Raw genomic sequence first — 12,874 nt, forward strand, 5'->3', positions numbered from 1 at the left:
GGAAAAGCATGGCAATGAACCGCCGGGACTTACTGATCGCAAGCGGAGGCGCGCTGACCGCTGCCATGGCCGGGCGCGCGCTGGCGCAAGAGGCGCAAGGACAGCCGATGATGGGCAATCCCACCCTCCCCCTTCCCCCCGAACAGCGGATGGGCTGGGCCGTGGTGGGCCTGGGCAGTTTCGCCGTGGGCCAGTTGATGCCCGCTTTCGGCGATGCCAACCGGTCGCGCCTGACCGCGCTGGTTTCGGGCAATCCGGAAAAGCTGGCCCGGCTGGCCGATACCTACGGTGTCGAGCACACTTACAGCTATGACGATTACGACAGCATTATCGACAATCCCGACATCGACTGCGTGCAGATCGCGCTGCCGGTGGGGCTGCATGCGGAATATACCATTCGCGCGCTGGAAGCGGGCAAGCATGTGTTGTGCGAAAAGCCGATGGCTTCGACCAGCGCCGAATGCGAAGCGATGATCGCCGCCGCGCGCAAGGCGGGCAAGGCGCTGGGCGTGGGCTACCGCGTCCATTTCGAACCGACCAACCGGGCCGCGCTTTCCATGATCACCGGCGGCGAAATCGGCACCATGCGCCATGTGCGCGCAGAGCACGGTTTCCAGGCCGATCCCGAAAACTGGGCGCCGCATCGCTGGCGGCTGGAAAAGCAGCTGGCGGGCGGCGGCTCGATGTATGACATCGGCATTTACGGCATCAACACATCGCTGATGATGCTGGAAGGCGATGCGCCGGTCAGCATGTCGGCCGTCTATGCCTATCCGAAAGACGATGCGCGCTTCCGCGAGGTCGAGGGCGGCGTGGAGTGGCGGATCATCATGCGCAGCGGCGCGGTGGTCTCGGGCTCAAGCTCCTATTGCTATTCCCCCTATCACTCCAAGCAGACCTATATCGGCAGCAAGTCCTCGCTGCGGATGAGCCCGGCGACTACCTATTACGACAATGCGCTGTGGCACGAACAGGGCGGGCGCGAGGTGCAGGTGTCGACCGGCGCGCCCTACACCCAGTTTGCGGGCCAGGTGGATGCCTTCAGCGAAGCCGCGCGCGCGGGCCAGCCGCATGCAACGCCGGGCGAAATGGGCCTGCGCGATATCCGCCTGATCGAAGCGGCCTATCGCAGCGCCGATCAGGGCGGCGTGGCGGTTTCACTGGAGGGGATTTGAATAGGGCGCTGCGGCGCTTTGCAAATTCAAGTAAATCCGATGAATTTCTGACAGTTCCGAAAAATATAGGCAGCCAGACTTGCAATTAACCATCAATCGGGCTTTGTCTGAACAAATGGGATCAAGTGGGGGGTACTTGTTCATTCTTGAGGGACGATTCTGCGCGCTGGGCCGTGCTGCATTGCCGATGGCGGCGGCGATCGGGCTGTCGGCCTGCGCCAGCTTGCGCCCGGCGGTGCCCGAACCGGCGATTACCGTTCCCGCCGCTTGGGCGGAAGCCGACATCGGCACCACCTCGCCCGATCTGGCGCGGTACTGGACATTGCTCGATGATCCGCTGCTGACCGGTCTGGTCGAACGCGCCATCGCCGAAAACCGCGATCTGGCGATCGGCATCGCCCGGCTGGATCAGGCGCGCGCGGGATTGCGCGGCGCACGGGCGGGCTATTTCCCCACCATCAACGGCTCTGCAGGGGCGCGGCGCGATGTCGGCGATTTTGCCGATGACGATCTGCAATTCACCGTGGGCGCCGATGCGGCATGGGAAGTCGATCTGTTCGGCCAGATTTCCGGCAATGTCGCGGCCAGCCGGGCGGACCTCTTGGCAGCGGGCTATTCGCTGGCGGATATCCAGCGGCTGATCGTGGGCCAGGTCGCCAGCCAGGCGATTGCGGCGCGCGCTTTTTCCGAACAGCTTACCATCGCGCGCTCCTCGCTCGCCTTTCAGGACGACAATCTGCAACTGGCGCGCTGGCGCAATCAGGCGGGGCTCGTCTCCAGCCTCGATGTCGAACAGGCGCGCACGCAGCGGGCGCAGACGGCGGCCAGCATACCGCTGCTCGAAAGCAATCTCGTGGCCACGGCCAATGCCATCTCCACGCTGATCGGCGAACCGCCGGGCCGCGTGCTTGCCGCCTTCCGCGCCAGTGAGCCCGAGCCGGTGCCGGTACCCCCGCAGCTCGACGGCTTCGCTGCCCCCGCACAGGTGCTCAGCCGCCGCCCCGATGTGCGCGCGGCCGAGGCCGATGTGATCGCCAGTTCGTCCCGCATCGGCGTGGCGCGGGCAGACCTGCTCCCTGCGCTGCGCCTGACGGGCAGCATCGGGGCCGGCGGTTCGCCGCTGTCCGACATTTTCGACCTCGTCACCGGCAATCTGTTCGCCGGGCTGACCCAGCTCATTTTCGACGGCGGCCGCACCGCCGCGCGGGTGGACAATGCCGAAGCGATCACCCGCGCCAGCCTCGCCGCTTACGAACAAGCGATCCTGCGCGCGCTTGAGGAGGTGGAAAGCTCCGCCACCGACCAGCGCACCGCGGCCGAACGCGTGGCGATCAGCGAGGAAGCGGTGGACGCGGCGGAAAACTCCGCCTTCCTCGCCCGCAGCCAGTATGAGGCGGGCCTGACCGATTTCCAGACGCTGCTGGTGGTCGAAAGCCAGCTGCTCTCCGCGCGCAACCAGCTCGTCAGCGCCCGGGCCGACCGGGCAACCGCCTTCGTCCGCCTGACGCAGGCCTTGGGCGGCGGCTGGAGCGAAACGGATTACAACCTCCCCATTCCCGGCGCGGCAGCCGGGCAGGACGACAGGACAGCGCAATGAGCGAGAGCGATACCGCCACCGGCGAGGATATCGAAAGCTACCTCGAGACCGGCAAGCCGAAGAAATGGTACAAGCGCAAGCGCGTCTGGGCGGGCGTGATCGTCGCCCTGCTGCTGCTGTTCGCGATCTCGCGCTGTGCGGGCGAGGATCCCAAACCGAACTATATCACCAGCGATGTGGTCAACCGCTCGCTCGATCTGGCGGTCACGGCCACCGGCAATCTGCGCCCGACCAATCAGGTAGAGGTCGGCTCGGAAGTATCGGGCCGGATCGACCGGGTGCTGGTCGATGTGAACGATCAGGTTTCGCGCGGGCAGGTGCTCGCTGTCATCAATACCGATGTGATCCAGGACCAGATCGTCCAGAACCGCGCCAATCTCAACGCCGCCCGCGCTCAGGTGGCGCAGGCACAGGCGACGCTCGATGCCGACCGCGCCCAGCTCGAACGCCTGCGCGAGGTGGAGCGGCTGTCGGGCGGGCGCGTGCCATCGGATGCCGAGATGGAACAGGCCGTCGCCGCCGTGCGCCGCGGGCAGGCCGCGATCGCTTCGGCCAAGGCCAATGTCGCCGCCGTGCAGGCCCAGCTTTCCACCGCGCAGACCCAGTCCAACCGCGCCGTGATCCGCGCGCCGGTTTCGGGCGTGGTGCTGGCCCGGCAGGTGGAACCTGGCCAGACCGTGGCCGCCAGCTTCAACACCCCCACTTTGTTCGTGCTGGCGGAAAATCTCGCCACCATGCAGCTGCGCGTCAATCTGGACGAGGCGGATGTGGGCGAGGTGAAAGCCGGGCAGACCGCCGCATTTACCGTGGATGCCTATCCCGGCCGCCGCTTCCCCGCACGGGTCGAACGGGTGGATCTTGCCTCGAACAATATCGCGCAATCCGAACAGCAGATGGCGCAGCAATCGCAGCAGGTGGTGAGCTATGAAGCGCGGCTGATCGTCGACAATCCCGAAGGCCTGCTGCGCCCGGGCATGACCGCGACTGCCACCATCGCCACCGCCAGCACCGGCCAGCGCCTGCTGGTGCCCAATGCCGCGCTGCGGTTCGAGCCCGAGGAGGAAGGCGAAAGCGGCGGCATCTTCGGCAATCCCGAACTCGGTCTAGACCAGAAGAGCGAAGCCAGCATCGGCGTGGGCAGCCGCCAGTCGGTCTACATTGTCTCCGACACCGGCGATCTGGAGAAGATCGACGTGGTCACCGGGCAAAGCGATGGCCGCCTGACCGTGGTGACATCCGAAAAGCTCAAGGCCGGCATGAAAGTGGTGACCGGCATCGGCGCTGGCGGGAATTGAGGCGAAGGTGAGCGAAGCGTCGCTTATCCAGCTTGAAGGCATCACCAAGACCTTCGGCACCGGCCCGGCGGCGTTCCAGGCGCTGAAAGGCGTCAATCTGGCGATCGATCGCGGTGACTTCGTAGCGATCATGGGGCCATCGGGTTCGGGCAAGTCGACCACGATGAACATCCTCGGCTGTCTCGACACGCCGACCAGCGGGACCTTCCGGTTCCGCGGCGTGGAGGTCCAGTCGCTGAGCCGCGATCAGCGCAGCCTGCTGCGCCGCCGCTATCTCGGCTTCGTGTTCCAAGGCTTCAACCTGCTGGCGCGCACCACCGCCCTGGAGAATGTTGAGCTTCCTCTGCTCTATCGCGGCGAACCCAAGAAGGCGCGGCGCGAGGCGGCGGAACGATCGCTGGACAAGGTCGGCCTGCTGCCCTGGGCCAAGCACACGCCCGCCGAACTGTCCGGCGGCCAGCAACAGCGCGTGGCCATCGCCCGCGCGCTGGTATCCGATCCTGACGTGCTGCTGGCCGACGAACCGACCGGCAATCTGGACACCGAACGTTCGATAGAAATCATGGAACTGCTCCGCGATCTCAGCAAGAGCGGGATCACCGTGCTGATGGTCACCCATGAGGAAGAGATGGCCGAATTCGCGCGGACCATCGTCCATTTCCGTGACGGGCTGGTCCAGCGGATCGAGGAAGGCAAGCGGCGCGAGGTGGCGCTATGAGGCTGCGTATGTTCGGCGCCACCTTCCTGCTCGCGCTGCGCGAGATCAGGCGGCACCTACTGCGCAGTTTCCTGACCACGCTGGGCATCATCATCGGCGTTGCGGCGGTCATCACCATGGTGACGCTGGGCAGAGGCCTGACCGCCAATGTGCAGGAAGACATCGCGGGGCTGGGTTCCAATGTTTTCATCGTGTTTCCCGATGGCGTGGACGATCGCCAGCCCGCCCCGTTCGACGACATGGACGTGCTTGCCGTCGAACGCCAGATCCCCGGCGTGATCAATGCCGCCGGATCCTCGCAAATGCCTGCCGTGGCGTTTCACAACGGGCAGGACTGGTCCACCACCGTTCAGGGCGGCGATGCGGCCTTCTTCTCCGCCCAGTCGATCAAGGTGGTGGACGGCCGCGGTTTCTCCGAACAGGAAAGCGATCGCGGCGAAAGCGTGTGCATCCTCGGCCCCAAAGTGGTCGACGAGATTTTCGTCGAGGGCGAAGTGCTGGGCGAAACCATGCGGGTGGGCAATGTGTCCTGCCTGGTCGTGGGGGTGATCGACGAACGCTCGAACGCGGTGGGCGGCGGGCAGGATGCCGACGATGTCGTGTTCATGCCGCTCAAGACCGTGCAGCGGCGCTTCACCGGCGGGACCAACATCCAGTTCTTCGTGGTGAAATATGACGATTCCTACACCAGCGCTTCGATCCAGCAGCAGCTGATCGACCTGCTGCGCGAACGCCGCGTGATCCAGGAAGGCGAGGCGAACGATTTCAACATCATCGACACGGCCGACATCAACGAGACGGTGAACAATGTCACCGGGACCATGACCGCCGTGGTCACGGTGATCGCCGCGATCAGCCTGCTGGTCGGCGGCATCGGCATCATGAACATCATGCTGGTCAGCGTGACCGAACGCACGCGCGAAATCGGCATCCGGCTGGCCATCGGGGCGCTGGCCAAGGAAGTGCGGCTGCAATTCCTGACCGAAGCGGTGGTGCTGTGCTGCTTTGGCGGCCTAATCGGCATATTGCTGGCATTCGGCCTGTCCATAACGCTGGCCAGCGCGATCGACCTGCCGTTCCTGTTCGATCCGACGGTGAACATCATCAGCTTCCTGTTCAGCGCCGCCATGGGCATGATCTTCGGCTATTATCCGGCCCATCAGGCCAGCAAGCTCGACCCCATCGACGCGCTGCGCCACGAATGATCGGCGCGGCCATGAGACCGTTGCAGCACCGGTTTGAGGGCCGATACCAGGCGCTGCGGGCGCTTCTGCGGGGCGCCAATTTGATATTGTGACCGAAATCCGTATGTTGGCGGCGTTCCCACCCGCTGGTCGTCGAACCTGCGGATCTCCACAATAGAGAGAAAACAATGTCTTCCGAGACCAAGAGGGGTATTGCCCCGCCCCTGACCGACCTGCCAATCAGCACCGCCAGCCGGGGCTTTTACGATGGCTTCAGCCGGCAGGTGACCATACCTGCCAAGATCATCGTCAGCCTGATCATCCTGTGGGCGATCTTCTTCCCGGTGCAGGCGAACGAAACGCTGACCGCCGCCAATTCGACCATCATCGCGTCTTTCACCGGCTGGTATGTCTATCTGGTGGCCGCGTTGATGACGACATGCGCCGTGCTGGCCGTGATACCCAAGGTCGGCCGCCTGCGCATCGGCACTGCCGACGAGGGGCCCGAATTTTCCCGCCTGTCATGGTTCTCCATGCTGTTCGGCGCCGGGATCGGGATCGGCATGCTGACCTATTCAACCGGCGAACCGCTGGCGCATTTCTCGAACAATCCGGAAATCATCACGGGCGAAGCCGGGGCGCAAACTGCCGAGGCAGTGCATTCGGCCTATCTCTACACCTTCCTTCACTGGGGATTTGCGGCTTGGGGCACTTATGCTCTGGTCGGGCTTGCGATCGGCTATGTCGCCTATCGCCGGGGCCTGCCGCTCACCATCCGCTCGGCACTCGCGCCGCTTTTCGGGCGCACCATGTCCGGCCCGGTCGGCCATCTCTTCGATGTCGTGGCAGTCGTGGCGACAATTCTTGGCGTTGCCGTGACCATGGGCCTGGGCGTCGAACAATTCGTGGTCGGCCTTGCGCGCGTCGGCGTGGGTGACTGGCTGCTCGATGCGGATGGATCATCTTCGGTTGCCGCCATCGTGGTGGCCCTTACCGTGCTCGTCGGTGCGTCCACAATCAGCGCCCTGTCAGGTGTCGGCAAGGGCATCAAATGGCTCTCGAACATCAATCTTGGCCTTTCCTTCCTGCTGCTGCTGCTCTTCGTGGTGGTCGGCTCCAGCCTTTATGCGCTCGAACTGTTCAGCAGCGGGCTGGTCGATTATGTCGCCCATCTAATCCCGCTTTCGCTGACCATCTTCCATAACAGCGGCCCGTTCGGTGAAGAACTGGTGACCTGGCAGCGGGACTGGTCGGTGTTCTACTGGGCATGGTGGATCGCTTTCGCGCCCTTCGTGGGCATGTTCATCGCGCGCATCTCGCGCGGCCGCACGATCCGCGAATATATCCTCGGCGTGGTGCTCGTCCCCTCGCTCGTCTGCTTCGTGTGGATGACGCTGCTGGGCGGAACGGCGATTGCGCTGGAACTGGATGGTAGCGCGGCAGGAACGATCGTGAACGCTCCCATGGCGGACCAGCTTTACGCAACGCTGGCGGTGCTGCTCGATCCGGGCTTCGCCATGGTGGTGTCCGGCCTGATCGTGCTGCTGCTGATGACCTATCTCGTCACCTCTGCCGACAGCGCGATCCTGATCATCAACACCATCAACGGCGCAGGTGAAACCGAGGGCGAACGTCGCCGTCACATCCTGTTCTGGGGCGCGGCGCTTGCGCTGATCGTGGGCAGCATGCTGGTGCTGGGCGGGATCGAGGCGATCCGCATCACAATGATTATCGGCGCCTTGCCCTTTTCCTTCGTGGTGGCGCTGATGTGCATTTCGATCATCAAGGCGATCTGGTTCGATCTGATCCGAAAAAGTCAGGGCGTTCCCACTACTTTGGCAGGAATGTCCACGGTCGACGACTAGCGCCGTTCTTTCGGGGAACGGGCGAAATCTGTGCTGTTGCAGAAATGTGACAGCACTTTTCGCTTTCCCGGAAAATCGGGACTGCGGGGTGGCCGGGAGCGATCAGCCTTATTAGGTCGCGCCCACTTCACATTCTCACCGCCGTTCACTGGCCGACATCGTCGTGCCGGTTGTGCGGCCTTATGTCCGATTGATGGGGGCTAACCATTCTTAGCAAATTTGTAAGCAGTACGTCCGCTGGCGCACTGGCTATCGCTCTTCTTTCGCCTGCGCCTGCCCAGGCCCAGGCTCAAACCACCGGCACGGCCCAGACCACGCAGCCCGCTGCGAAAAAGCCGCGCACTGGCGGCGTCCAGACCATCGTCGTAACGGCGCAGCGCCGCAGCGAAGATCTGCAGGACGTGCCGGTTTCCGTTCAGGCTCTCGGCGAAGAACAGCTCGACCAGCTGAACATCTCGACCTTCGACGATTATCTCAAGCAGCTGCCCACGGTTACCGCCGGTGGCGGCAGCCCGGGTCAGAGCACGATCTACATTCGCGGTCTCGCCTCGACCACGCCGAACCTGACCACCGCAGGTGTTGCAGGCCTGGCGCCGAACGTGTCGCTCTATCTCGACGAACAGCCGCTGGCCCAGCCCGGCCGTAACCTCGACGTCTATGCCGCCGACCTTGAACGGATCGAAGTCCTCTCCGGCCCGCAGGGTACGCTGTTCGGTGCCAGCTCGCAGGCCGGTGTGGTCCGCCTGATCACCAACAAGCCCGACCTGTCCGGCTTCGATGCCAAGGTCACCATGGGAACGTCCTTCACCAAGGGCGGCGAAGCCAGCTACAATGCGGAAGCCATGCTGAACGTGCCGGTCACCGACAGCCTCGCGCTGCGCGGCGTCGTCTATCTCGACGATCAGGGCGGCTATATCGACAATGTCGCCGGCACCCGCACGGCCCGCGAAAGCGCCCGTTTCCGCCCCGCCGGCACGGTGCGTGACAACGGCGTTCCCGTGGCGCCCAACCGCGCCGGTTTCCAGGCCGATGCCGATCTTTCTGACGTCACCTTCATCGAGGCCAACAATGCCGCGCTGGTCGAAGAAGATTTCAACGACACGCAGTATTCGGGCTTCCGCGTATCGGCGCTGTATGAAGTCTCGCCCGATTGGCAGGTTACGCTGGCGCACAGCCGCCAGAGCCTGGAAAGCGACGGCGTGTTCTTCGCCGATCCGGAACTCGACCTCGACAATCTGGAAATCCAGCGCTTCGAAGACGATCGCCTGGAAGACGATTTCTCCAACACCGCATGGACCGTCGAAGGCCGTCTCGGCATGCTCGACGTGATCTACAACGGTGCCTACACCGAGCGTGAGACCGAGCAGCGCGTCGACTATTCGGACTATCTCTTCGCGGGTCAGTACCTGCCCTATTACATCTGCGATGGATCGGTCAGCTATCCCGGCGATGCGGCCCCCAGCGGCACGTGCCAGGCACCCAATCTCTATGTCGGTTCGAACAGCGAACTGTCGGTCTTCACGCAGGAACTGCGCTTCAGCACGCCTGAAGAAAACCGTTTCCGCGTCACCGCAGGCGGCTTCTATTCCGACCTCGAGCTGAAAGAACGCAACGACTACACCTATCCGGGCAGCGAACTGGCCGAACCATTCGGCGGTTTCGCACCGAATTTCCCGTTCCCGGGTGCCTATCAGTCCGATGCAGGACCGTTCCCTTATGGCGTGATCTTCCGCAACGACGTGAAGCGCACCGACGAACAGTTCGGCATCTTCGGCGAAGCCACCTTCGACATCGTCCCCGATGTGCTGTCGATCACCGGCGGCGCCCGCTACTACAACGTAGCCGTCGATTTCGAAGGCACGGCCAACAGCTCGTTCTGCAACGCAGGCGCGGCTGAAGACGCGAATGCCTTCGGCACCAATCTGTCGGATCTTTATGATGGCGACGGCCAGTACACCTTCATCGGCTCGTGCGATGCCAGCCTGCGTCAGACTTTCGACGTGAACGACACGCTGGAAGACATCCAGGCCGCCGGCCTGACCGCTGCCCAGGCGCAGCAGGTGTTCAACGCCGTGCGCGCTCCCGACAAGGCCAAGACCGACGGCTTCATCTTCAAGGGCACCGTGAATTACACGCCCACCGAAGACCTGCTGTTCTATGCGACCTATTCGGAAGGCTTTCGGCCCGGCCTGCTCAACCGTCCGGGCGGCGCACAGGGCCCCGGTGGCTTCACCGTACCGTTCGAACTGCAATCGGATGAAGTGCAAAACTACGAAGTCGGCGCCAAGACCGAATTGTTTGACCGCCAGCTGCGGATCAACGGCAGCCTGTTCTATGTCGACATCAGCAATCTGCAGACGACAATCTTCGATCCCAGCATCACCAATCTGTTCTTCTCGGACAATGCGGCGAATGCAGAGATCAAGGGCTTCGAAGCCGATTTCACGCTGGCGCCTTACGATCTGGCCGGCCTGACGGTCTCGGGTGCCGTGTCGTTCCTCGACACGGAAATCACCGAGGTTCTCACCCCTACCGACGACGTACAGGCCGGTTCGGACTTGGCTTACGCCCCGTCCTTCCAGGGCAATCTGCGGGTCCGCTACGAATGGGATCTGAGCGACAGCCTCGGTGCGTTCGTGCAGCCTTCGGTGTCGCATTCGGCATCGAAGTTCACGGATATCATCGCGATCAACCGAATCGAACTCGACAGCTACACCATCGTCGATCTGTCGGCCGGCGTGTCCTACGATCAGTGGACCTTCGAGGTTTACGGCGCCAACCTGTTCGATACGCGCGCAGAGATCGCGGGCGATTTCTACTACGATCGCGCTCGGATCGTTACCAACCGTCCGCTGACCGTGGGCGCAAAGGCAACTTTCAGCTACTGATTCAGTAGACTGTTGACTGACGGCGGGGGCGGAGCTTCAAGCTCCCCTCCGCCGTTTGCATTTATACTACCAAAGGGGACGCAGTGGTTTCGCGCGAAGAAGCTCTGAAAGAAGCGCAAGCCGCCCTGCAGGCGCAGCAGTTCGAGCGCGGGCTTGACCTGGCGACCAGCCTTCTGACGAACACGCCCGAAGATGCCGAAGCGCTGTACATCGCGGCAGTCGCGAACCGCTATCTCCGCAATTTCGACGCCGCGGCGCACCAGCTGGACAGGCTTCACGCTGCCGTTCCCGAATATGGCCGCGCCTGGCAGGAAGCCGGCCACCTCGCGCGAGACGGCGGCGATACCGCGAAGGCGATCGAAGCCTACGCACGCGCTGTACGTTTCAACCCCGCCCTTGCCGCAAGCTGGCGAGCGCAGGCCGATCTGCTCGAAGCCGCCGGACGCACCGCCGAAGCCCGCGCGGCGCGCTTGCAGGAACAGCGCATCGCCGATCTGCCGCGCGAACTGCTCGCCGTTACGCATCACTTGCACGAAGGCCGCCCGCTGCGTGCAGAAGAGATCTGCCGGCATTTCCTCCGTCGCCATCCCAATCACGTGGAAGGCATGCGGCTGCTCGCGCAGATCGGTCTCAGGCTGGGCATTCTCGACGATGCCGAATTTCTGCTGGAAAGCGCGGTAACTTTCGAGCCGGAGAATATTCAGCTCCGCCTCGATTACATCGACGTGCTGCGTAAGCGCCAGAAATTCACCCGCGCCCGCGAAGAAGCCGAAGCGCTCTATCGCCGCGATCCCGAAAGCCCGCTGTTCCAGTCGCACCTCGCGATCGAGAGCATGCAGACCGGCGATTATGACCGGGCCTTCACCCTGTTCGAGGAGGTTCTGAATCGGCTTCCCGATGATCCGGCGACGCTCACCTCGCGGGGGCACGCACTGAAGACGGTGGGGCAGCAGGACGAGGCGGTCGCTTCCTATCGCAAGGCCATCGCTGCCCGGCCCGGCCATGGGGACGCCTACTATGCGCTGGCCAACCTCAAGACCTATCGTTTCACCGATGACGAAGTCGCTGCAATGCGCGCGCAGGCCGACCGGTCGGATATTGCATTTATGGACCGCGTCCACCTCGCCTTCGCGCTGGGCAAGGCATATGAAGATCGCAAGGCATACGAGGACTCATTCCGGTTTTACGAGCTGGGCAATACGCTCAAACGGCAGCAGACCGGTTACAGCGCCGACAAGATGACGGCAGAACTCGCCGCCCAGCAGGCTGCCTGTACCCCTGCCCTGTTCGATGACAAAGCGGGCGCCGGTAATGGCGCGCGTGATCCCATCTTTATCGTCGGCCTGCCCCGCGCGGGCTCGACTCTTCTGGAACAGATACTGGCCAGCCATTCGCAGATCGACGGCACGCTCGAACTGCCGAATATCCTGGCGCTGGCGCACCGGTTACGCGGCCGGAAGGTAGGCCAGAGCCGCTATCCCGATATCCTCCACGATATTCCGGCAGAACGGTTCACCGAATTCGGGACCGCCTTTCTGGACGATACCCGCATCCACCGGCAGGGGGCGCCGTTCTTCATCGACAAGATGCCGAACAATTTTCGCCATATCGGGCTGATCCATCTCATCTTGCCGAATGCGACGATCATCGATGCGCGGCGCGATCCGATGGATTGCTGCTTCTCGGGCTTCAAACAGCTCTTCGCCGAGGGTCAGGACTTCACCTACGGCCTCACCGAAATCGGCCGCTATTACCATGACTATACCCGTCTCATGGATCATTGGGACAAGGTACTGCCGGGCAAGGTTCTAAGGGTTCATCACGAGGACGTGCTCGACGATCTGGAGGGCCAGACCCGCCGCATGCTCGATCACATCGGCCTGCCCTTCGAAAGCGCCTGCCTCGATTTTCACCGGACCGACCGCGCCGTACGCACCGCAAGCTCGGAACAGGTACGGCGCCCGATCAATCGTTCGGGCCAGAACGCCTGGAAGCCCTACACTGCGTGGCTTGGCGATTTGCGGGACGCGTTGCAAAGATAGTGACCGACGTAGCCCCGCCTGAAGATGGTGCGTATGTTTGTATCAAATTCATCACAGTTTATATTCGATTAAGAATAAATGACTATTGCGATTATGAAATATTGATTCCG

At 63.0% G+C, this 12,874-nt stretch carries 8 protein-coding genes; all 8 read left to right on the top strand.

Annotated features, from left to right (window positions below):
- The first annotated feature begins 8 nt into the window (after window positions 1-8).
- The 8 genes from ACYQ0G_RS12700 (at window position 9) to ACYQ0G_RS12735 (ending at window position 12,764) form a co-directional block, all read left to right on the top strand.
- Window positions 9-1,175 (top strand): Gfo/Idh/MocA family protein, encoded by a 1,167-nt coding sequence (locus ACYQ0G_RS12700; protein ID WP_460103194.1) that lies wholly within the window; start codon window positions 9-11, stop codon window positions 1,173-1,175.
- A 136-nt stretch (window positions 1,176-1,311) separates the two neighbouring features.
- Window positions 1,312-2,772, top strand: coding sequence for an efflux transporter outer membrane subunit (locus ACYQ0G_RS12705; protein ID WP_460103197.1), 1,461 nt, complete (start codon window positions 1,312-1,314; stop codon window positions 2,770-2,772).
- Window positions 2,769-4,067 carry an efflux RND transporter periplasmic adaptor subunit gene (locus tag ACYQ0G_RS12710; RefSeq protein WP_460103199.1) on the top strand — a complete coding sequence of 433 codons (1,299 nt, stop codon included), beginning with the start codon at window positions 2,769-2,771 and terminating at the stop codon, window positions 4,065-4,067. Before ACYQ0G_RS12705 ends, ACYQ0G_RS12710 begins: the two co-directional genes overlap by 4 nt.
- A gap of 7 nt (window positions 4,068-4,074) precedes the next feature.
- Window positions 4,075-4,785, top strand: coding sequence for an ABC transporter ATP-binding protein (locus tag ACYQ0G_RS12715; protein WP_460103201.1), 711 nt, complete (start codon window positions 4,075-4,077; stop codon window positions 4,783-4,785).
- A gap of 8 nt (window positions 4,786-4,793) precedes the next feature.
- The gene (locus ACYQ0G_RS12720) at window positions 4,794-5,990 is read left to right on the top strand and encodes an ABC transporter permease (RefSeq protein WP_460103375.1); all 1,197 of its coding nucleotides are present in this window, start codon (window positions 4,794-4,796) and stop codon (window positions 5,988-5,990) included.
- Between the two features lie 167 nt (window positions 5,991-6,157).
- The gene (locus tag ACYQ0G_RS12725) at window positions 6,158-7,834 is read left to right on the top strand and encodes a BCCT family transporter (protein ID WP_460103203.1); all 1,677 of its coding nucleotides are present in this window, start codon (window positions 6,158-6,160) and stop codon (window positions 7,832-7,834) included.
- 401 nt (window positions 7,835-8,235) lie between these two features.
- Complete coding sequence (locus ACYQ0G_RS12730; protein WP_460103206.1) at window positions 8,236-10,722, top strand: TonB-dependent receptor; 2,487 nt, start codon at window positions 8,236-8,238, stop codon at window positions 10,720-10,722.
- A gap of 83 nt (window positions 10,723-10,805) precedes the next feature.
- Window positions 10,806-12,764 carry a tetratricopeptide repeat-containing sulfotransferase family protein gene (locus tag ACYQ0G_RS12735; protein WP_460103209.1) on the top strand — a complete coding sequence of 653 codons (1,959 nt, stop codon included), beginning with the start codon at window positions 10,806-10,808 and terminating at the stop codon, window positions 12,762-12,764.
- The last annotated feature ends 110 nt before the right edge of the window (window positions 12,765-12,874 follow it).

It is taken from the genome of Qipengyuania triglochinis (genome assembly GCF_054655615.1).